Below are 19,561 nucleotides of genomic sequence, written 5' to 3'. Positions count from 1 at the left end.
AAAAAGAGCCCTATTTGATGCGTCTTCCCTTTCCATGAGGAATCACCATTGGCGTGCCAAAAATAGGATCACCTACTATATCGCAATCCAAGTCAAACACCTTCTTGACTAAATCCGATGTAATGACTTCTTCAGGTTTGCCTTTTCCATAGACCTTCTGATTTTTAATGGCAATAATCGAATGCGCATATCTGCTGGCCAAATTAATATCATGTAATACCATGAGAATCGTTCGTTTTTCTGTTTGATTTAACTGATATAACAAATCCAAAATTTCTATTTGATGGGTAAGGTCCAAGTAAGTCGTTGGCTCATCAAGTAAAATAATGCTCGTATCCTGTGCTAATGTCATTGCAATCCATGCCCTCTGTCTTTGTCCACCAGAGAGTGAGTCAACCGAGCGATCCTTTAATGATTCAAGTCCTGTAACTCGAATTGCTTGCAGCACTTCTTCTTCATCTTCCCTCGTCCACTGTTTAAGCCAATTTTGATAAGGGAACCGCCCTTGCTTCACTAATTGCAGCACCGTTAACCCTTCCGGCACAGAATGGGATTGGGGAAGGATAGCCATTTTCTTTGCTATATCTTTCGTGGATTGCTTGGCAATTTCCTTACCTTCCAATAAAACAGCTCCAGACATCGGTTTCAGCAATCTGGCAATTGAACGCAGAAGCGTTGACTTTCCGCAGCCATTCCCTCCAATAAAGACTGTAATCTCACCTTCTGTAATCTCCACATCAAGCTCTTTTAGAACAATCGAGTCTCCATAGGAAAGTGTGAGCTGCTTTGTTTCAATTGAATTGACCATGATTTAGCCTCCTTTCTTTGGAATGACATTCTCAATTTTTTGCTTTTAATAAAAGATAAATAAAATAAGGGGCTCCAATACTCGCAGTAAAAACGCCTGCTGGGATTTCTAGCGGTGAAAACAATGTACGCCCTATTAAGTCTGAGACTAAAACTAAAATGGCTCCAATTAAAGCCGATACAGGCAATAATGCTCCAAAATTCGAACCGACTAGTCTTCTAGCCATATGAGGAGCCATTAAACCGACAAATCCTATTCCGCCAGCAAAGGCTACTGCGCAACCAACTAATGCTGTGCTAATCGCTAGCATAATCACTCTTTGCTTTTGAACATTACTCCCCAACCCGACAGCAACCTCTTCTCCTAATCCCTGCACATTAATATTCCTTGAATAGGTAAAAGCAAAAAGAATGAACATGATACTCCACGGCGCCAAAATAAATACATTTTGCCAAGTCGCAGCCGAGACAGATCCAGTAATCCAAAGATTTACCTGGCTTGCTCTGTAAATAGGACCAACTAAAATCATGAAAGTGGTAAGTGCCTTCATTAAGGCAGTTATTCCTATACCAATCAAGACGAGCCGAATCGTTGAAACTCCTTTTTTCCACGATAAAACATAGACTATAAAAGCAACAGCCGCAGCACCGGCAAACGCTGCTACTGGCATCCAATTAATACTGACTGTTAATGAGTAATTCTCGTCGCTAAAGATCGTTAAAAAAGTGACTACAGCCACTGAGGCTCCACCAGTCAATCCAAGAATATCTGGTGAAGCCAGCGGATTACGAATCATGCCTTGCAAAATGGCACCGGCGACAGCTAAACTCATTCCTACAAAAAGGGCAGTTAAAATTCTTGGCAGACGAAGATCGGTAATAACGAGCTTGTCTAAATCAGAACCCTGTCCAAAGAAAACTTGCAGTACTTGCAGCGGAGCTATGTACATCTCTCCTACGCCAGTACTGATCACAATGATACTTAATGTAACCATTGCCATAATCGCGAGAATCATCCCCGCTCTTGGATATAATAGAAATGAAATTTTTTCATTGAATAAGCGAAAGCTTTTATATTTTTTCATTGCCACTGAACCCCTTTCTTGCAATATAAATAAACAGAGGGGTTCCAATAATAGCCGTCATGACACCTACAGGAATTTCTCTTGGCATCAATATGTATCGAGATAAAATATCAGCCGCTATTAAAACAATCGAACCTAATAGGCCGGAAAAAGGAATCAGCCACCTGTGGTCATTTCCTATGCAATAACGTGCAATATGCGGAATGACTATACCAATGAATCCGATCGGTCCAGCAATAGCTACAGATCCTCCAGCCAGTGATATAACGATTAAGCCCATTATCATTTTTAACCTGCCTGTCTTTAGGCCAAGACCTTTAGCAACATCCTCACCTGATGCTAAAATATTCATTTTGCTGGCAAATAAAATGGATAAAATAATACCTATTGTGATATAAGGAAGAACCGATGTTAATATCTCCATTTTCCTGCCGGCAACTGACCCAGCTAGCCAAAAGAGCACTTGTTCAAAAGCTGCTTCATTCGTTACTAGAATTCCTTGTGTTAAAGAAGAGAATAATGCTGCCATCGCTGCACCGGCAAGTGTAATCTTCATCGGCGTCAGTCCATCTCTCCCATTCACACTAATCACATATACGAAAAAGGCAGAAATAGCTGCACCGGCAATAGAAACAACTGAAAAATGCTGCAAATCGCTCATCCCAAAGAATGTCACGCATAGAACTATGGCAAATCCGGCACCGGCATTAATTCCTAAAATATCCGGTGAGGCTAACGGATTTTTAGTTAACGTTTGCATTATGACACCAGCAATAGCAAGGCTGGCGCCAACTGTGGCAGCAATTAATGCCCGCGGAAGCCTGACTGTCTGCAGAACAATATGCTCGTTAGAACCATTAAAATGAATAAACGAATCAATTGCCATTGACCAAGTCGTATTTGTGTAGCCATATACAATACTCATGCAAATGGCTGCTGCAGTTAGCAGAACTCCAGCTATCAGCCCGAGCCACTTTTGTCGTCTGTTAATTAAGATCATATGAAAGTTCCTTTTTATTATAAATATTTAGTTACTAGATTCGATTCCAAAGCCGATTTATTACTAAAAAAAGAGAAGACCCTAAACTCTATATTAAATTCAAAAAATTAGTTCTCTATTATTAAATGCTAATTATTGCTCAAAGTCAATGAGCCTGAAAATCATTATCAATTAGATTGACAAACTATTAAGACAGATATATTATTATACCGTTCAGAACAATTATAATACTTTCAATACATATTACGGAGGGCTTTTACGATGAAGCGGAATCTTTCATTCTTTTTTATTTCAATTTTCACTCTTTTTCTGCTAGCTGCCTGCGGCAGTGACAATAAAAATGAGGAAACAAGCGCAGGAGAGAAACAAGAAACAAATACAAGCTATACTGTCAATCATGCAATGGGGAAAACAACCTTAGAGAAAGAGCCTAAAAAAATCGTTGTTTTAACAAATGAAGCAACAGAAGCCTTGCTTGCCTTAGGGGTCAAACCAGTTGGCGCAGTTCAGTCATGGCTTGGCTCCCCTTGGTATGACCATATAAGTGAGGATATGGAAGGCGTAGAGGTTGTCGGTGTCGAGCATGAAGTTAATTTAGAAAAAATTGCTGCTTTAAAGCCTGACCTAATCATAGGAAATAAGATTCGTCAGGAAGCGGTCTATGATAAATTAAATGCCATTGCTCCTACCATTTTCTCTGAAACACTTCGCGGAGATTGGAAAGAAAACTTTGCATTATATGCTGAAGCTTTAAACCAAAAGGAAAAAGGAGATCAAATCCTTGCTGACTTTGATAACAATGTAGAGAATCTAAAAGGAAAGCTTGGAGACAAAACAAACCAAGAAATCTCTGTTGTCCGCTTCATGGCAGATAAAGTGAGAATCTACTATACTGATTCATTTTCAGGTGTAATCTTTGATCAATTAGGATTTAAACATGCCGAGCATCAAGCAGAGCTATTCACTGAAGATAATCAATTAGGGAAATTAGCCATTGATGTAGGGAAAGAAGTTATCCCGAAAATGGATGGAGATATCTTATTCTACTTCACCTATGCAGTGCCTGGAGATAAAATTGCGATTGATACCGCAAAAGAATGGACGAATGACCCACTTTGGAAAAACTTGAATGTTGTCAAAAACGGTAAGTCCTATGAGGTGGATGATGCAACCTGGAATACATCAGGCGGTGTACTATCAGCTAATATCGTATTGGAAGATTTGGAGAAAATCCTCCTTCAATAAATAGTAAAGAACCTTGAGCCCCTCAAGGTTCTTTACTATTCTACACCAGTATGCGCAAACCTCTACTAGTTCAATTATTTTGGACATCAGCAAGCAATCTTCTACCCATAATCCATATTGCCAAGCCAGTCCCCCATAGAATGAATGCAGAGCCTAACCCTACTACTGACATAAATGTGTTGATCTGATATTCTCCCACTCCAACCTCTAAAGGCATGAATACCATCGTAAATATAGCGATTAAGCAAAGAAGAGTACCTGTTAAATAATAGAGCCTTACTTGGAAAAGAGAAGCCAGGGGAAAAAAATGAACACCAACGATTAAGGCTATTACTGGAGGGATAAGCTCAGTGTGGCTAATTGCTCGACAGACAGCAATGGCAATGGCAATCGCCAAACCTTCTGCAGCTAAAATAAAGTTAAACCAATACCTCGTGCGCCTCCCATCCAAGAATTCAGGAGGTTCAGAAACTTCCTTCGTTAATTTACGCGATGCGCGCATCAAGAAAATGCCGCCGATAAAAAGTGCTATGCCTATAGCCACAGCAAGGACTAACAAAAACGGCATGCCCCTCCCGCTCAGCCCCATAATTCCAGTGTACGCCCACAACATACCAAATAAAGACATAAAAAATACACCTGATGCTATCCCCCTTACTGCAGCCCTTGAAACAGAAAGTGATGCTTCGGTCATAAATAAACATCTCCTTTCAATCGATGTAGTCGTTCATTTCATCAGTAAAACCAACCTTTAATTTACATAAATATCCTTATTAGGTAAAAAAGGCGACTCTTCTCGAAGAAAAATCGCCACTGCCTTAAAATTAAAAGATGAATAACTTCCATCGAATTTCTTAAAGCACCCTTTATTTTTATTTGATCATATCTTTGTTCCATAAGGAATCGGAACGTTATTTAAATTGATTCTCACTTAAATTAGCTTCAAATAAATCAATGATTTCCAAAAACCTTTCCGCTTCTCTAAAGGTATGATCTGCTAGCAGTGGATGAATATTGCTCTTAATACGGCATTCTTCTATCAGTTCTGTTGCTGTCTTCTTAAAATCCCTTAACGAGACAACAGACACTTTATTTTGATTTAAGAATTGACTTAGGATTGGTTTTGTCTCCGATTCTGGCCGCATATAATCCAAATCAATAGCCTGAAAAACAAGCTGGTCAAAATCATGGCTAAATTCCCTAGCCTGTTCAACTAATTTTCTTTCAGATGGATCTAAAAGATGTCCGATAAACTTCGCATGATCTGCCATGATTTTTAAGAAGAACACATTTTCCTCGATGATTTCATCAGGTTTTGGCGATAATATCCCTTCATTTAATTCCTGTAACCGATTGGCAAAGTATGCCGCTTCTCTGCTAATATGATCAACTAATAAAGGGAAATTATTTGTGCGGATTTCGCACCGCAGAGTTAAATCAAGCACCTTTCGTTTATAGCTCCATATAGCCGCTGCAGCTTGATAAACCTCGGCATTAAATGCCTGAACTTGTTGTAAATCTGAATTAATCGTAAATCTAGTTAACTTTTCTTCTATTCTTTCAAATATAGCTATAAATTGTCGTGCTTCATCAATTAATTGTTTCTGTTCGTAAGTAAATCCCAAGCTCAAAAATAACGCATGTTCCTTCATAATTCTAGACCAAAATTTAATTTCGTCTAATGACCGAACAACAATCGGATCCGCCATTGCAACTCCTCCCTTATGATTCATCTCCTTCTTTATATATTTTCAATATCTTATTTTATGCTCACAAAAAACAATAATCCTGCTATAAAACGGGCCTCCTCATTAAAGAGCCGCCCCTTTAGTTGCACAATTACATGTTCACTTATATGTGCAACTTTTCTCCCGGCAATAATAAGCACTCATTTTTTTGTAATGGTGCATTGACTCATAAAGTTTGAGCGACGCATATTGGAGCAGCAATGACGCATAAAGTTTGAGCGACGCATATTGGAGCAGCAATGACGCATAAATGCGAAATGGGACGCATAAAGTGTACGCACTGACGCATAAATGCATGGTGAGGCGCATAAGGTGCAGGCATTGACTCATAAAGTTTGAGCGACGCATATTGAAGCAGCACTGACGCATAAATGCGAAAATTTTTCTAATAGCATATTTTACCTCTCCCCTTTTCTTTAAGTAATCATTCGTTATCATCCATTTCTTTCCCTTTTTTACTTGCCAACTCTAACACACAAAGTTACAAACTTCCCTTTTATCAAAAAAACATAAATGCAAATAATAATAATTACGATTTATATTGACAGATACTTTAAAACAAAGTATATTCATAAGGTGTAAAAAGGAATTGTTACGATTTACATAGGATAGCTAACATTTTTTTAAGGAGGTTAAGCATCAATTAACAGGGAAAATCACCAGATATAAATCGTAATGTTTACTATTTATAAAAAAAAGGAGACCATTCATTTATGAAAAAAGATCTTATAAAATCAATTTTTGCGTTTTTTTTAATAGGTACGATACTTACCGGGTGTCAAGAAAAAGAAGATAAACCAACTAAAGATTCGTCTGCTGAATCTGAATCTGCGACTGATCATGATCATAACCACAATCATGACCATGACCACGATCATGACCATAGTCACGATCACAGTCATCATGATGAAAAACTGCAAGAAATATATTCAGGAATATTTGAGGATGACGAAATTGAAGATAGAGCGTTATCTGATTGGGAAGGAGATTGGCAATCAGTTTATCCATACTTATTAGATGGAAGTTTAGATGAAGTTTTACAAAAGAAAGTAGAAACAAAGAAAGATAAAGCCTTTGATGAATATAAAGAATATTATACCGTTGGATATGAAACAGAAATTGAACGAATCGTTATTGAAGATAATACGATGACTTTTTATAAAAATGGCGAAGGAACAACAGGCGAATATAAATATAACGGATACGAAGTTTTGAATTATGAATCTGGAAATCGAGGTGTTCGTTATTTATTTGATTTAGTTGGAGCTGTAAGTGGAGTACCGAAACATGTTCAATTCAGTGATCATAGTATTTATCCAACTGAAGCAGGCCATTACCATATTTATTTTGGAGATGAAAAGCATGATGAACTTTTAGATCAATTAGATAATTGGCCAACTTACTATCCTTCTAATTTTAGCGGAAAGGAAATCGCTGAAGAAATGAATGCACATTAATTTTATGAAAAACGCCATTTTATAACATAAAAAGTTTATATGATTAAATGGCGTTTTTCTTTAAATGTTGCGAACTCAATGATAATTTACATTCTTTCATTTTCAAAGATGATCCACCTTTATTTTCATAGTTATCCCAAAAAATTCAGCTCTAATGGGCTTACCAATGATCTGTGTGGTTAATATTAGGCGGGTTATGCTTTTGTGTTTTATCTTTTACAGCTTCTTGTCCTTCCTTTGTCTTTTTATCATTAATTAACTTATAGCGGTCAGTCTTTTTATCTAATAAATATCCAAATAACAATAGCGACACGAAAATAAGCAAAACAACGCCCCATAGCCAAAACATTTCATTTACCGCCTCCTTTAATATTTACTGTATTCTATAACTTTTTACGAGTTTCCTTTAAACCACATCTTCCACACATAATCAAATTATATTTTCAGTATTTAAAAAGAAGATTAAATTATTTAATCGAGCTTTAATGAATGTTTTGTAGGGTTGTTGAACTAAAAGACCTCATTAATGGAGTAAATAAAAGTCATGGTTCATTAATTAAGTTTCTCTGTAACGATCTGCAATTTTCTGGATAAGTAAGAGGGTGATTTTCTAACTTCTGTAATAATGTATACTTATAAGCTTTTACATTCCCCATACTAGAGGATTCACAACAAGAGTGTTGGGGGCCATGTACGTGGTTAGAAGCAAAGGGCTATCCTATTTTTTCTATTTTCGCCAAAAGGTTGAACAGTCTGCCTTATCCAAAATATTAAATTCAATCATTTTCTCAAGTAATGAGAAATCAACCGGACTATCCCACTTCATACGGACCAGCTCCTTGGTGTGATCATAGCCAGCCTGCACAATATCATCAGAAAAATGATTAATCCCTGCCTTTTCAGGGGCAACAGCCAAATGATGCTTGGCTATGCTAAAGCCAATAATAAATGTGCCGTGATCGGTAAACATAGGCTGATTCCACGCAATTTTTGGCAGCAAATTTGGAAATTTCTTAGTTACCCAAGTTAAAACTTCTTCCGTTCGTGCCCGATGTTGCGGATGATCAATCTTCGCTAAATAATCTGCAAATACTTCCATGTTGTTCCCTCCTAATATTAAAATGATGTCGTTCGGAGATTTCAAACCCTCTCGTCTTTAAACTCCTCACAGAACCGTTAAGCCACATTCTTAACAACACCTATTCCAACTATATAATTTACAACCTGGATAGTCAAAATGTCTTTAAAAACAAATTTAAAACAATTAACCTCATTTAATTATTTCCTTTTTGTGTCGAAACTTTACTTCTAAAAACCCTAGAGCATGTTTGATTCCTGGCGAAAATTAATGTAAAAAATTAATGTTGAAAAATACCTGTTCCATTATTTTATTTAATGGTGCTTTTCTTGAGAAAAAAGAGCTCCTTTCTCAAGAACCCCCACCTGCACAGGTCGTCCTGACACAGTTATTCAAGTTGAAGCAAAAGAGTTGGCACTTACTCATTTTAATGGCAGCCGTTCACCTCCTTTCCCTCTATAGAAGCGAAGACAATGCCGAACATTTATATTTAGGGTTGAAGCTTGTCCCTTATTACCTTCATATACCGCTTCAATTTATCATTCCTTTGATATTAGGAAGGGTGATTTTTTGGAAAACAAGGAAGAGGAAGGCCTAGTAAAGATAGATTTCAAGTGACATCAGTTTATCGATAAAGTCTCGTTTAGGGAGCTAACAGGCACCCATTTATCCCAATGTAATATGATTATATAAAAGGAGTGATGGTGATGCCTTGGCAACAAAAAATTAGTTATTTAATTGGCCAGCCTGTAGGGATTTCATTAACAAATGGGCAAGGGGCAACAGGGGTTTTATGCGGTCTATCTGGTAAAAAGATTCTCGTAATTGAATACTTGTATCAAGCCCAATTTGCCCTTAAACAATACGATGCTTTTATGATACAGGATATTAATGGATTTCCATCTTGTCATAACCAACAACCACTTTATTAACGACATTGCCCCTCTTTAGTGGGGGGCTTATATCTCCAACTAGTCATATTTATATTATTCCTTTCGCCCCGATTGTATATAACCCATTATCGTTTATAATAAAAACTTCGTATCTATGGCATTAGTTTAGTCTTTCTGAAGCTAGACTACCCCTTTTAAGGCATAAGAAAAAGCGCCTCTTCTTAATGAAAAAACGCCTCCTTCTCCCTTGGAGTACAATATTGTAAAATCTGTATTTCCTTTGGTACATACTTAGAGCACCCGATAACCAGGATGTTCCCTCCTATTTCATAAGATAAATACTTAATGTCTGAAAAGATTAAGCATAAGGCTCACGAATAAACACTGTCACATGTTCCAGGTTTTGGTTCATAATAACAATGATTTTTAAATTGACCAGCAAAGGGTTGATCGTACCATGTTGGTGGGCATGGTGCATATGGATTGAAATACCAAAGAGCATATTTTCCTGGGTGTTCTCGCCAATATTTTAAATTCCTTTCAGCTAATTTTTTTTCGGCCGACCTCGCTCTGTTATAAAATACATTCCCTTTTTGAACAGCTTCAAAAGAGTAATTCCCCCCTTGAACTTGATATATGACCTGTGGAATGGTTCTTACTTCTTTAAAGTCTAAACAGTCTGCGATCGCACGATTAACAATTACATTTCCAACGAATAGCATTCCAAGTTGTCCTTCACCTTCGGCTTCAGCTCGCATCATCCTTGCCATTAAATCAACGTCTGAACTTCGATAAGCAATTCTCATTCTTTTCACCCCAAAAATATAATATGAAAAAAAAACTACATTCATGTCTACAAGAGAAAACTAAAGCATACCAATAAGTCCAATAAAAAAGGTTGCCGCAGCAACCAATTTTTAAACACAAAACCCTATAGCTTAAGTAAATATCTTAATAGTCAGCTAGTCTCTATCTTAGTGGAATTTTCCCCCTTCACCCGCTTTAACGTTGCTACAATAAGAAAGCTAACAATCACTAATAAGAGCCATGAACTTACCTTTCCTAAATGAACGAGGCTCCAAGCATCGGTTTGGTTTGGATATTCCCATGCTCCAAAGAATGTTGCGATATTTTCAGCTACCCATATAAAAAATCCGATGAGCACAAAGGAAAAAGCGAGCGGCATACGATAACGAATTCCATTTACCTCGTATGTAACCCATGATTTCCAAAAGACAATAATAACAAGTCCAGATAGCCACCAACGAACGTCAATCCAAAAGTGGTGGGTGAAAAAATTTAAATAAATCGCAGCTGCAAGCGGTACAACCACTAAAAACGGCGGCCACTTAACAAGGTCAACCTTCAGTCTCCTCCACGCCTGACAGAGATAACTCGCTACACTTGCGTACATGAACCCGCTATACAATGGCACACCAAAAATTTTGAAATAGCCTTCCTCTGGATAAGCCCAGGAGCCCATATGCACCTTAAACACTTCAAGAGCCAGTCCAATCAAGTGGAACAAGGTGATAACCTTGAGTTCATCTCTTGTTTCCAGGCCAGATTGCACCATCCACCACTGCATCAGAAGGCAGATAATCAGCAGCCAATCATACCGCGGGAGGAAGGGAAGCGGCACGATTTGTGTCAAAGCCAAAGAGGCAAAAATAACGACTGGAAACAAACATGATAATGCCTGCTCCCAACCAAAATGAATGAGTTGTTTTATTCCTCTCATATGCCTGCTTTTTCGAATGATTACATTCACGAGTAGCTCCCCTTTTACAAATGATTCATATGTTGCGTAACTTCACGGTATTCTAGAATATCTCCGGGTTGGCATTCTAAAGCGTTGCAAATCGCCTCTAAAGTTGATAATCGAATCGCTTTTGCCTTTCCGTTTTTCAATATAGAAAGGTTAGCCATTGTAATTCCAACCCTCTCCGAAAGTTCTGTTACGCTCATTTTTCTTTTAGCCAACATCACATCAATATTGATGATAATTGCCATGTTATTCACCTCAGACTGTTAGATCGTTTTCAGATTTTATATCTATGGCATTTTTTAACAGCTTTTGTAGCACAGCAGCAAAGACTGCAATCACCATTGAAGCAAAAATAATGACCAATCCGATTACTATAATACCTGGGGCGTCGTCCATCTCTGCCATAAGATACAAGAGCGGCATGCCTACCACATACAACATGCTGATTGTGATTGCACAGTTTTTGATGTTCTTTAAAGCTCTTACAGATAACTCCGAGAACGCTATATTTTTGTCAATAAAGCCTACTAGTTTAAAAGCTTGATATAGAGCAATGTAAAACGGTATCGCCGTTACATAAAAAAAGAGAAATACGAGCACTTTCATATAAGTCATATTGGGATACAATTCTACTGTATACTCTGCAAGCTCAGGCACCAAAAAGAGGCACAAAGCAAGCACAGGAATGCCCATTAGAATAACAGCTATCTTTAAAAAGAGTGTTGACACTCGTTTCATAAAAAGCACCTCACCTATTTATCATCAAATTGATTTTAATACAAAATTTATCGTTTTGCAATAAATTATTATCGATTTTATTTATATTATTATTGTTATATATAAATAAAAGGCATTCCTCACGATGAAGAAATGCCTTAAAGAAATTTAGAAGATTCATTACTGTATGAATCATGCTTTTTTAATAGTTTGAAGTAACCATATATACTAGAGAAGAACAATAACAATCCAGAAAACAAATAAACAAATCTAACATTCACCAAATCAACTAGGACTCCAATAATGAAAACGGACAAACTAAAAACCACTTGGTTTATTGTAGCTTTTGCCGCTAAGTACTTACCCAAATCTTCTTTGTCGATTGAATTTTGTATAAACGTACTTTGAGCAATATCTCTAACTTGATAAAGCGGCCCCATGAGGATCACTAAAATCAAAGCAATCATTGGAAGAGAAACAACAGAATAAATCACTATAAGAATAGAAACACCAACCGAGCCAAGCAAGATAAAGAACACCAGATGTTGATTTACAAGTTGGGATAGCCTCCAAACCAAAAGACCGCCAAGTATCGTTCCAGCATAATAAGCAGAATTTATATATCCCCACCATTTCTCATCTTGTCCTAAAGCCTCTTGAACAAAGACTAAAGTTACAGCACCAATCCAGATGCTCCCACCAAATAGTTCAATCATATCCATCTTATTAATCGTACTTAGTTTAGGATGCTTAAAAACAAGAATCCAACCTTCTTTTAAAGTCTCTAGTCGTCCCTTTCTATTCTTTTTATCCTTTGCTGCCTTCGCTTTTAACAAAAATAATGAAAGGAGAGAAACCAATAATAAAACAATCGTAATAAGGATGGCCTTTTCGTGACCAAGGTAAACGATGACTATCCCACCAATAGACCATCCAAGGAGTTGCAATGATTGGCTTGTTGTAGATAAGATGCTATTTGCATCTACTAATTTCTCTTTCGAAACGATTGCTGGTATCAATGCATTCCTTGAAGGATTTGACCATCCATCAAAAAAAGAAATAGTTCCAAGTAAGATAAATAACAAGATATAATTTACAGGGCTAGGTATAGTCAATAAGGCTACAACAATAAAAGAATATATAATTAACTGTACGATTTGAGATATTAAAAGAATGCTTTTTAATGCGTATTTTTGCATTATCAGCGGGACTGTACTTCCACCTATTAATTGAGAAACGACACTAACTATCGTAACAGCAGATGCCAACGTAGCTGACTGAGTTGTTTGATAGATGAAGGTAATAATGGTCATTGAATATAATGTGTAAGCTAATTTCGTAGAAGATTGGCTCACTAATAAATAATAAAAGCTAAGCGACAAATAATCACCACCATTTTCAGTCTTCCCCTTTCCCACTATAAGAAAAAGACGGTCCGTCTATAAGAAAAACTACTTCGTTCATTAAACGAATGCGTTAATATCCTAAGTTTATACCACACCAAGGACAAAACATGATTTCAATCGTTGAAGAGCCACCATCATGAATGATTAAACCATATTCACAATCCTCTTCGTGGAAAATTATAAGCTTATCAGGACAATCAAACAGATTTTTATGAATTTCACACGTTAAATTTGCATGGTAGGTCATCTGATCACAACAATGCTTGGTCATTCTTTCCCTCTTTTCAAAAAACTAATATGTATGAACGCACACCAATCCATATTATACCATGTGATAAGCCCAATATTTTTTTTAAACAATAAAAAAGGCTGCTGCAGCAACCTTTTATAATCTACCTATTATACACTAATGAACGCATTAAAGTTTCTAAAGGACCCTTCATCTGATGCTTTTCTAAAATAGTAGCAAGTATCACAGATAAACCCCAGACAATAATAGCAATCACAGTAACACCCGTATTACTTAATCTATCGCCTAAACCGAATGCGGCAGGTGAGAGAAGAAGAACTAACAATGTCTCATTTAAAACAAAGAATGTTAATGAGCGCTTGCCTAACGCAGTTAATGAGGTTGTTATCCTATTAGGGTTTTTCAGACGATTACCTATCATCCCAAATAATGCTGCATATCCAATCCCGCCAGCAGTGCCAGTGATGATTTGAATTCCATAAATAAAACCAGTTAAAAATAAGCTTGGCACCCATACCTCATCAATTAACACGATAGGCAATGCACCTAATATAGATATCGTAATTCCAAAAGAAGCTATTCTTTTCAATTTTTTATCTTGTTTCTGTGCTTCTGTTAACAAATGCTTCCTTCCGAACCATATTCCTATCAGTACAGAGGGAAGGATAGGAAACAGCAAATGAATAAAGATAGGGACAATCGGGAAATACAAAGCCGCTTCTAAAAGTGATTGTAAATAATTATCATTTTGAGAGAACTCCGTTCCAAAACCATAGCTGCCAATCTCTTGCAGAATGAAGCCCCACAGGAATGGAAGATATGTGAGAAACAGGACTGTAACAATAACTGTAGCTGATATGAATACTTTATGATCGCGTGATAACAGCCATCCAACTAAAAGCCCTGCTACACCATAAGCCATTAATATATCCTGCCCACCAATAAAAACCGCTAATATCATCCCAAACAAGATTAAATAGTAAGACCTTTTTCTAATTGTTCTCTTCGCTTCTTTAATATTTTTACCTTTAGATAATTGACTCTCGAACATTAACACTAGTCCATATCCAAATATTACAGCGAATAATGGCCTAGCGCGGTTGTCTATAAAAAGCTCACCAAATGAATTGATTATATTATCCAAGAAGTGAACACTTTCTGGTCGGCTCATTATCCCTGGCTGCGAACCATACAGATATAAGGGTGCATGCGCTAATGCAATTAACAACAGCATAAGCCCTCTCGCTAAATCAAGTGATATGGCTCTTTTTTTATTGAGTTGATTTCCTTGCTGTGCGAACATACCACTCCGCTCCTATATCTTTAGTGATAATCCCTCATTCATAGGGGATTAACAATTTTCAAGCTCAAAACAAATTAATTGATTAAATAAAAAAATGATTAACCAATCAAATATTACCATGAGATCAGCTAATATTCAATAGTCTTACTTGATTAAAAATCAATTAGCTGTTTCCTTATTTTTGCAAATCTATAATTAATCTCAGCCTGTAGCTTAAAAAAATATTTGATGAGAAATCCCATATATAATAAGAATTCAAAAACCGCTATTCTGAAAGAAATGAATCAAAAAATGACGGTTTTTGTTAGATAAAATATCAATTTAATATTTCTTATTGAACGAAAGCCCCTATAGTTGAAAAAGGACGATTACCAATTTTATGGCTATCGTCCTTTTTTATCTCCTACTGAACCGTATCCTTGTACTGCTCAGTTGGAAAGTTGTTCTTCTTAAAGATAAGTTAATCCTTTACATCTTCTTTGCATATTTCACTAACTAGCTGCCATAACGCGTTGTTTTCTTTATTTTTCGGTTGAGGCTTTGAATTCCTTTATTGTTTGCATTAAACCCTAACAGAGGGAACTAATTATTATATCGTTTGTTAACTTCAATCGTAATGAACTCCGGCAAATAGCTGGGAGTACATCCTTTTGCAACTATTTCATCTTTGTAAAGACCCGTTTTCTCACCAAGTTTAATACAACGTGCACGATTCTTTTCATCATAAACGCCTATCCAGCCTGCGGTGAAATTCATAGCCCATTGAACTTCCGGTTCTTCCTGCGTAATATTAGCTTCTAATGCAGATAGCAAGTCTGCGGTGTTATCAGGCGGTGTTTGTCCAGTCCATCTCAATCGCCCTTGATAATACCAGAAAGCACGCCTTTGAAGAGCAGAAGGACTATTTTCCCATGACTCCATCAATGCAATTTTATTCTTGTCTTTGGTGAGCTGATTTGCCATTAACCAATCCATTAAGTTATTACGCTCATCAAAAGTGTGAGTCTGCATATCCTTATCAAGCTTATTTAGCACATCTTGTGAAAGAAGTTTTTTGTCCATAATTAAGATTGCTAATAGTCTGGGCAAAAACTCCTCGGTTGACCAAAGTTCCATAGCTAGTTCGTGATCTTTTTTAATGTCCTTCGCGATTTTTCGTAAGTCGCCTAGCTTAGTTTTACTATTGATCTGAGCTAGAATGTTTTCTGCTTTTGAAGAGCGTTTTATTTCTGTATCTTTTTTTTCATCCATTTTATACAACTCCTTTATTAAAGCACTGTTTCATAATATGTCCTTGACGGGATATATCAAGATCCTAATTTCGTTATAAGTCTGATCGCAGTGGTGTGCCTCCAAAGTTTACCTTTTTAAGATTGTAGCATATAACGTATTAAAGCTTTCTCCTCCTATAATAGAAGAGCAACCATCTTTAATATAATAATTACATTTACTACCTTTTAATTGGATATATGGTTTGGAAGCAAATTAGTTCTCTGTTTTTTGTTTATTAACTTTTATCTTCTGCTGTATTAATTTTTTCATTTATCCATACTTTCACCTAATTGTTTATTATTACCTTAATAATACCATTGATTAGTCAATTAAAAGATGTATTTAATTAAACTAGCCTGCCCCGATAGTTCCAGATAAAAAACACAACACCGATGATCAAGTATTGCCCGCTATTGTTTGTGTACATTTTTCACAAACTCTCGAATCATTTCAGTTAAAACAGGAATGCTGCCCGGCGAGTTCTGAAGCTGCGTATTGACAACGCTAAGTTATTTATTGGGGTTATAAATGGAGTGTTTTACAACGATAATAACTTTTGAGACAGGTCATATTATATGAAACAATCGCACTCTTTATTTTTAACAAAATTGATTTATTCTTAATAGAATAAACCCTATTGATACACGGTTTTCTGCCTTAACGGTGTAAATTTCCATAATCTTGATGATATCCCTTATGGAATTTATAGTAAGATGCTAGTGAGATTTATAATATTAAAAATATCCGAAAAGATATATGCTGATAAAAAAATTAAGTTACGGGATATGATTATTTCAAAAGCATTGAAAGAAACCCTTAGAATTTGCATATTTCCATGATGTACAACAGAGAAGGGAATAATATGGAAAAACAGGAATTAAAAAGAGATTTGGACGATTGGGACAGGCTTATTTTTAGGAGCCGGGAAGTCTATTCAAATGGCAGGGCCAGCCATTTGAATGGTTTTTCCAATATTCCGCTAGAAAGAAAACCAGAAGTGATATTACCCCCTTTAAGTAGAAAACATCATACTTAAGGGGGTTTTTTTTACGTCTAGAAAAAATAATACTTATATTAATGGATTGAATTTAGAAAATGTTAAAGCCTGCTTAAATATTGTAAGGAGCAAAGATTTTGCTAATGGAGGCTCCCGACATGGTGAGGCACCTTATACATTTGCGGATAACGATTCATAGGAACCCCGTGATGAAGTCAAAGGCGATATAGCTCGAATGATCTTTTATATGGATGTTTGTTATGAAGGAGATAGTGGTGAAATAGATTTAGAGGTAAATAACGTTGTGAATAATGGCACAACTCCATATCACGGCAAGCTTTCGACCCTTATAAACAATGGCATCATCAAGATCCTGTAGATAACTTTGAGAGACAATAGAAATGAAATCAACTAAAGAGCAAAGATGAACAATTATTCTTTACTCTTTTTCTATTTAAATGAGTTTTTTTGACTACTGGTAAGTTATCTCGCTAAACTGCCACTATATGAAAAGGACAATACCATTACTTAAGTATTGTCCCCGTTAGCACAATAGTGATTGCCATCTTACAATAAGAAACAAATCAGGTTTTTATTTTATTTATTTTTCTGAGCGAGAATAATATAGACAGGCTGGTTTGCAATTTTTATTGATGGGTAGTTTTTATCAACAATGGAAAACCCGGCATCAAGGATTTCAGCTTCCATATCTTTAGAAGAAACTCTTGGTCCAGTAGAAATCTCCGTCTTTTCTAATTCAATGCATAAGAATAAGCCTTTGTCTTTCAACACTCTGTTGATTTCTTTCAAAGCTGTTGCAAGGGGTTGAACTTCGTGCAAAGCGATTGAAGCAATAGCTATATCAATAAAATGATTATCTAACGGAATATCTTTAAAGTTTCCTACAACCGTTTTAATGTTTACAATGTCTCTTTCCTTTGCTAATGTTTCCAGGTATTTAAGGATTTCTTTATCATAATCGAATGCATATACGGTTTGAACTCGCTCAGCAATAGAAAGAGAAATGTAACCAGTACCAGCTCCAAGATCCAATACATTGTCATTTTTCTTAATAGGTAGGAATTCAAATAATTTATCTGCTGGAAATCTCTCGATTTTTTCTAAGCTGCTAATTTTCTTTTGTAATTTGGGATTCATCATCAATAACTCCTTTAATTATAGATATAAAGACTCTTTAATAACTATAATAGGGATCCATCTTTTTGTAAATAGGAATGTTTTAACTTAATGTTAATACCTTCAAAAATTAACCTGCCGCTAGCGACAAGCAAAGGGCAAAACCGTATGTAAGCACTGCCCCTGGTCTTTAGAAGTTAATTACTATTTTATCGAATTAATAGTAAAAACTCAGCACAACTTCAACGGCTGTACTGAGTTAAATTTGTACCTATTTTCTTTTCCAAACACCTAAATTTGATGGAACATCTCCTTTTGTCCACCACTGAGCTTCATAGATTACTCCTTCATATTGAACGCGGTCTCCACCGTAGTACACAGCATTTCTATTCCATGTTCGAACTACATTTTCACTGAGCAGCATCCAAGCGTCTGATATATCAGGTTGATCGCCACTTGTCCACCATTTCGCCACATATTCATGCCCATCGTAAACGACCCTATCACCTTGGAGGTATGTAGTAGTTGAATCCCAAGTGTCTCCCTCATAAGGTGGTTCAGGAACAGGATCGGGGTCTGGGGTTGGCACACTTCCACCCCCTGAGAAATCAGCGTCTATAACATGATAAAATGCATTTCCTGTGTTAGCAACATCCCAAACTGCTAAGATTACATGATAACCTTCTCGCTCTGGTACAGTCACCTCATGCTGTACTTTCTGTCCTGGAACAACCCCATAATCATACTGCTCATAAAATGGTGTCAATTCAAACTGCTCACGAGTTAAAGGCGCATTCGAATCCCAATCTTTTTTTGTAATATAGTAATGCCATTTAGAAGTTGAATGGGCTGCCGTCAAATGCCACTGAAATGTTTGCTTCCCGTGATTCATAGTAACCTTTTCCCAACGCCATTCTGATTGTTCATCAAGCTCTGTGAAAATCCCATTTGCAGAAGCAAACTGCCCATCTATAAGCCCTGATTCAGGGAAGCCTTTCGCTGTTTCAGTAGATTGAGGCTCCCACTGAACCCCTCCGCAATTTTGATTTACACCTTGTGCACATAGAAGTGCTCTAGAGGGTTGCTGTTCCACATAACCATGTGCGGAGACAGCAATAGGAGTTAATAAGACTGCTGCAAATAGTGTTATCACACCAATGAAACCTTTCTTTTTCCACTTCACGCCTAACATCTCCAATTCTAATATTCTATAAACCACATTTCCAAATGATGTATTGCTAATTTTTATTCTCAAATAATATTTTACTTATCACTTACGCTTTAATGAATACCTTAAATTACCTATTTTAAAAGTTAGTTGTTAAGTCATGAATTTAAATGTTATCTCATCATTTTCTATACATTTTAAAAATTGGGTGTTCTTACTGAACTAAACTC

The 19,561-nt window shown here is 36.5% G+C and carries 21 protein-coding genes and 1 pseudogene; 5 read left to right on the top strand and 17 right to left on the bottom strand.

The genetic code is table 11. The features are described from left to right. Window positions 1–10: 10 nt before the first annotated feature. Genes CWS20_RS07125 through CWS20_RS07115 form a run of 3 tightly spaced genes read right to left on the bottom strand, consistent with a single transcriptional unit; the run spans window position 11 to window position 2,892 of the window. The gene (locus CWS20_RS07125) at window positions 11–808 is read right to left on the bottom strand and encodes an ABC transporter ATP-binding protein (RefSeq protein WP_066192695.1); all 798 of its coding nucleotides are present in this window, start codon (window positions 806–808) and stop codon (window positions 11–13) included. Window positions 809–839: 31 nt separating this feature from the next. Continuing rightward, on the bottom strand, window positions 840–1,892 hold the full coding sequence (locus tag CWS20_RS07120; RefSeq protein WP_066192693.1) for a FecCD family ABC transporter permease: 1,053 nt from the start codon (window positions 1,890–1,892) through the stop codon (window positions 840–842). Further along, window positions 1,879–2,892, bottom strand: a complete 1,014-nt coding sequence (locus CWS20_RS07115; RefSeq protein WP_066192692.1) for a FecCD family ABC transporter permease — start codon at window positions 2,890–2,892, stop codon at window positions 1,879–1,881. Before CWS20_RS07115 ends, CWS20_RS07120 begins: the two co-directional genes overlap by 14 nt. Window positions 2,893–3,153: 261 nt before the next feature. On the opposite strand from CWS20_RS07115, the gene CWS20_RS07110 reads away from it, so the two are divergent. Continuing rightward, window positions 3,154–4,137 (top strand): ABC transporter substrate-binding protein, encoded by a 984-nt coding sequence (locus CWS20_RS07110; RefSeq protein WP_066192690.1) that lies wholly within the window; start codon window positions 3,154–3,156, stop codon window positions 4,135–4,137. Window positions 4,138–4,207: 70 nt separating this feature from the next. Here the strand turns inward: CWS20_RS07110 and CWS20_RS07105 are convergent, their stop codons facing one another. Together CWS20_RS07105 and CWS20_RS07100 are read right to left on the bottom strand one after the other, a co-directional pair. Continuing rightward, window positions 4,208–4,831 (bottom strand): DUF7010 family protein, encoded by a 624-nt coding sequence (locus CWS20_RS07105; protein WP_066192689.1) that lies wholly within the window; start codon window positions 4,829–4,831, stop codon window positions 4,208–4,210. Between the two features lie 217 nt (window positions 4,832–5,048). After that, the gene (locus CWS20_RS07100) at window positions 5,049–5,846 is read right to left on the bottom strand and encodes a DUF2935 domain-containing protein (protein ID WP_066192687.1); all 798 of its coding nucleotides are present in this window, start codon (window positions 5,844–5,846) and stop codon (window positions 5,049–5,051) included. A 752-nt stretch (window positions 5,847–6,598) separates the two neighbouring features. Here CWS20_RS07100 and CWS20_RS07095 point away from each other — a divergent pair. Next, entirely contained in the window at window positions 6,599–7,342 is a 744-nt protein-coding gene (locus CWS20_RS07095) for a metal-binding protein ZinT (protein WP_066192685.1), read from the top strand. Window positions 7,343–7,502: 160 nt separating this feature from the next. Here CWS20_RS07095 and CWS20_RS07090 read toward each other — a convergent pair whose 3' ends face one another. Further along, window positions 7,503–7,691 (bottom strand): hypothetical protein, encoded by a 189-nt coding sequence (locus CWS20_RS07090; RefSeq protein WP_066192683.1) that lies wholly within the window; start codon window positions 7,689–7,691, stop codon window positions 7,503–7,505. A 378-nt stretch (window positions 7,692–8,069) separates the two neighbouring features. After that, complete coding sequence (locus CWS20_RS07085; protein ID WP_066192682.1) at window positions 8,070–8,441, bottom strand: iron chaperone; 372 nt, start codon at window positions 8,439–8,441, stop codon at window positions 8,070–8,072. 686 nt (window positions 8,442–9,127) lie between these two features. On the opposite strand from CWS20_RS07085, the gene CWS20_RS07075 reads away from it, so the two are divergent. Then, window positions 9,128–9,352: a hypothetical protein gene (locus tag CWS20_RS07075; RefSeq protein WP_066192678.1), complete on the top strand. Its 225-nt coding sequence runs from the start codon at window positions 9,128–9,130 to the stop codon at window positions 9,350–9,352. Window positions 9,353–9,684: 332 nt separating this feature from the next. On the opposite strand, the gene CWS20_RS07070 is transcribed toward CWS20_RS07075, so the two are convergent. From CWS20_RS07070 to CWS20_RS07035, 8 genes are all read right to left on the bottom strand, one after another. After that, window positions 9,685–10,119 (bottom strand): cell wall hydrolase, encoded by a 435-nt coding sequence (locus tag CWS20_RS07070; RefSeq protein WP_066192676.1) that lies wholly within the window; start codon window positions 10,117–10,119, stop codon window positions 9,685–9,687. A gap of 152 nt (window positions 10,120–10,271) precedes the next feature. Further along, a complete protein-coding gene (locus CWS20_RS07065; protein ID WP_066194212.1) occupies window positions 10,272–11,054 on the bottom strand; it encodes a DUF817 domain-containing protein in 783 nt (260 codons plus the stop codon). Window positions 11,055–11,098: 44 nt separating this feature from the next. Continuing rightward, entirely contained in the window at window positions 11,099–11,326 is a 228-nt protein-coding gene (locus CWS20_RS07060; RefSeq protein WP_066192674.1) for a helix-turn-helix domain-containing protein, read from the bottom strand. Window positions 11,327–11,336: 10 nt separating this feature from the next. After that, window positions 11,337–11,819 (bottom strand): DUF2975 domain-containing protein, encoded by a 483-nt coding sequence (locus CWS20_RS07055; protein ID WP_066192672.1) that lies wholly within the window; start codon window positions 11,817–11,819, stop codon window positions 11,337–11,339. A 137-nt stretch (window positions 11,820–11,956) separates the two neighbouring features. Beyond that, complete coding sequence (locus tag CWS20_RS07050) at window positions 11,957–13,180, bottom strand: MFS transporter (RefSeq protein WP_066192670.1); 1,224 nt, start codon at window positions 13,178–13,180, stop codon at window positions 11,957–11,959. Between the two features lie 94 nt (window positions 13,181–13,274). Next, the gene (locus CWS20_RS29410; RefSeq protein ID WP_066192668.1) at window positions 13,275–13,475 is read right to left on the bottom strand and encodes a DUF6980 family protein; all 201 of its coding nucleotides are present in this window, start codon (window positions 13,473–13,475) and stop codon (window positions 13,275–13,277) included. A gap of 121 nt (window positions 13,476–13,596) precedes the next feature. Then, complete coding sequence (locus CWS20_RS07040; protein ID WP_066192665.1) at window positions 13,597–14,757, bottom strand: DUF418 domain-containing protein; 1,161 nt, start codon at window positions 14,755–14,757, stop codon at window positions 13,597–13,599. Window positions 14,758–15,339: 582 nt separating this feature from the next. Further along, window positions 15,340–16,008, bottom strand: coding sequence for a DNA alkylation repair protein (locus tag CWS20_RS07035; protein ID WP_066192662.1), 669 nt, complete (start codon window positions 16,006–16,008; stop codon window positions 15,340–15,342). A gap of 883 nt (window positions 16,009–16,891) precedes the next feature. Between CWS20_RS07035 and CWS20_RS27930 the strand changes: the two genes are divergently transcribed. Further along, window positions 16,892–17,065 (top strand): hypothetical protein, encoded by a 174-nt coding sequence (locus tag CWS20_RS27930; protein ID WP_157090498.1) that lies wholly within the window; start codon window positions 16,892–16,894, stop codon window positions 17,063–17,065. Between the two features lie 91 nt (window positions 17,066–17,156). Beyond that, window positions 17,157–17,422, top strand: a pseudogene (locus tag CWS20_RS28605) (endonuclease); the annotation flags it as partial. 201 nt (window positions 17,423–17,623) lie between these two features. On the opposite strand, the gene CWS20_RS07025 reads toward CWS20_RS28605, so the two are convergent. Both CWS20_RS07025 and CWS20_RS07020 read right to left on the bottom strand, forming a co-directional pair. Beyond that, window positions 17,624–18,187, bottom strand: coding sequence for a class I SAM-dependent methyltransferase (locus CWS20_RS07025; protein WP_241504151.1), 564 nt, complete (start codon window positions 18,185–18,187; stop codon window positions 17,624–17,626). 247 nt (window positions 18,188–18,434) lie between these two features. Then, complete coding sequence (locus tag CWS20_RS07020) at window positions 18,435–19,355, bottom strand: lytic polysaccharide monooxygenase (protein WP_066194209.1); 921 nt, start codon at window positions 19,353–19,355, stop codon at window positions 18,435–18,437. Window positions 19,356–19,561: the final 206 nt, after the last annotated feature.

Origin of the sequence: Cytobacillus horneckiae (assembly GCF_002835735.1) — a bacterium.
Taxonomy (GTDB): Bacteria; Bacillota; Bacilli; order Bacillales; family Cytobacillaceae; genus Cytobacillus; species Cytobacillus horneckiae.
Note: the sequence above shows the minus strand (reverse complement) of the source record. Positions and strands in the feature narration are given on the sequence as shown.

What these genes read in the sequence shown, in the direction of transcription:
- CWS20_RS07125 (WP_066192695.1), bottom strand. Translation starts at nt 808, where the DNA reads ATGGTCAATTCAATTGAAACAAAGCAGCTCACACTTTCCTATGGAGAC.
- CWS20_RS07120 (WP_066192693.1), bottom strand. Translation starts at nt 1,892, where the DNA reads ATGAAAAAATATAAAAGCTTTCGCTTATTCAATGAAAAAATTTCATTT.
- CWS20_RS07115 (WP_066192692.1), bottom strand. Translation starts at nt 2,892, where the DNA reads ATGATCTTAATTAACAGACGACAAAAGTGGCTCGGGCTGATAGCTGGA.
- CWS20_RS07110 (WP_066192690.1), top strand. Translation starts at nt 3,154, where the DNA reads ATGAAGCGGAATCTTTCATTCTTTTTTATTTCAATTTTCACTCTTTTT.
- CWS20_RS07105 (WP_066192689.1), bottom strand. Translation starts at nt 4,831, where the DNA reads ATGACCGAAGCATCACTTTCTGTTTCAAGGGCTGCAGTAAGGGGGATA.
- CWS20_RS07100 (WP_066192687.1), bottom strand. Translation starts at nt 5,846, where the DNA reads ATGGCGGATCCGATTGTTGTTCGGTCATTAGACGAAATTAAATTTTGG.
- CWS20_RS07095 (WP_066192685.1), top strand. Translation starts at nt 6,599, where the DNA reads ATGAAAAAAGATCTTATAAAATCAATTTTTGCGTTTTTTTTAATAGGT.
- CWS20_RS07090 (WP_066192683.1), bottom strand. Translation starts at nt 7,691, where the DNA reads ATGTTTTGGCTATGGGGCGTTGTTTTGCTTATTTTCGTGTCGCTATTG.
- CWS20_RS07085 (WP_066192682.1), bottom strand. Translation starts at nt 8,441, where the DNA reads ATGGAAGTATTTGCAGATTATTTAGCGAAGATTGATCATCCGCAACAT.
- CWS20_RS07075 (WP_066192678.1), top strand. Translation starts at nt 9,128, where the DNA reads ATGCCTTGGCAACAAAAAATTAGTTATTTAATTGGCCAGCCTGTAGGG.
- CWS20_RS07070 (WP_066192676.1), bottom strand. Translation starts at nt 10,119, where the DNA reads ATGAGAATTGCTTATCGAAGTTCAGACGTTGATTTAATGGCAAGGATG.
- CWS20_RS07065 (WP_066194212.1), bottom strand. Translation starts at nt 11,054, where the DNA reads ATGAGAGGAATAAAACAACTCATTCATTTTGGTTGGGAGCAGGCATTA.
- CWS20_RS07060 (WP_066192674.1), bottom strand. Translation starts at nt 11,326, where the DNA reads ATGGCAATTATCATCAATATTGATGTGATGTTGGCTAAAAGAAAAATG.
- CWS20_RS07055 (WP_066192672.1), bottom strand. Translation starts at nt 11,819, where the DNA reads ATGAAACGAGTGTCAACACTCTTTTTAAAGATAGCTGTTATTCTAATG.
- CWS20_RS29410 (WP_066192668.1), bottom strand. Translation starts at nt 13,475, where the DNA reads ATGACCAAGCATTGTTGTGATCAGATGACCTACCATGCAAATTTAACG.
- CWS20_RS07040 (WP_066192665.1), bottom strand. Translation starts at nt 14,757, where the DNA reads ATGTTCGCACAGCAAGGAAATCAACTCAATAAAAAAAGAGCCATATCA.
- CWS20_RS07035 (WP_066192662.1), bottom strand. Translation starts at nt 16,008, where the DNA reads ATGGATGAAAAAAAAGATACAGAAATAAAACGCTCTTCAAAAGCAGAA.
- CWS20_RS27930 (WP_157090498.1), top strand. Translation starts at nt 16,892, where the DNA reads ATGGAAAAACAGGAATTAAAAAGAGATTTGGACGATTGGGACAGGCTT.
- CWS20_RS07025 (WP_241504151.1), bottom strand. Translation starts at nt 18,187, where the DNA reads ATGATGAATCCCAAATTACAAAAGAAAATTAGCAGCTTAGAAAAAATC.
- CWS20_RS07020 (WP_066194209.1), bottom strand. Translation starts at nt 19,355, where the DNA reads ATGTTAGGCGTGAAGTGGAAAAAGAAAGGTTTCATTGGTGTGATAACA.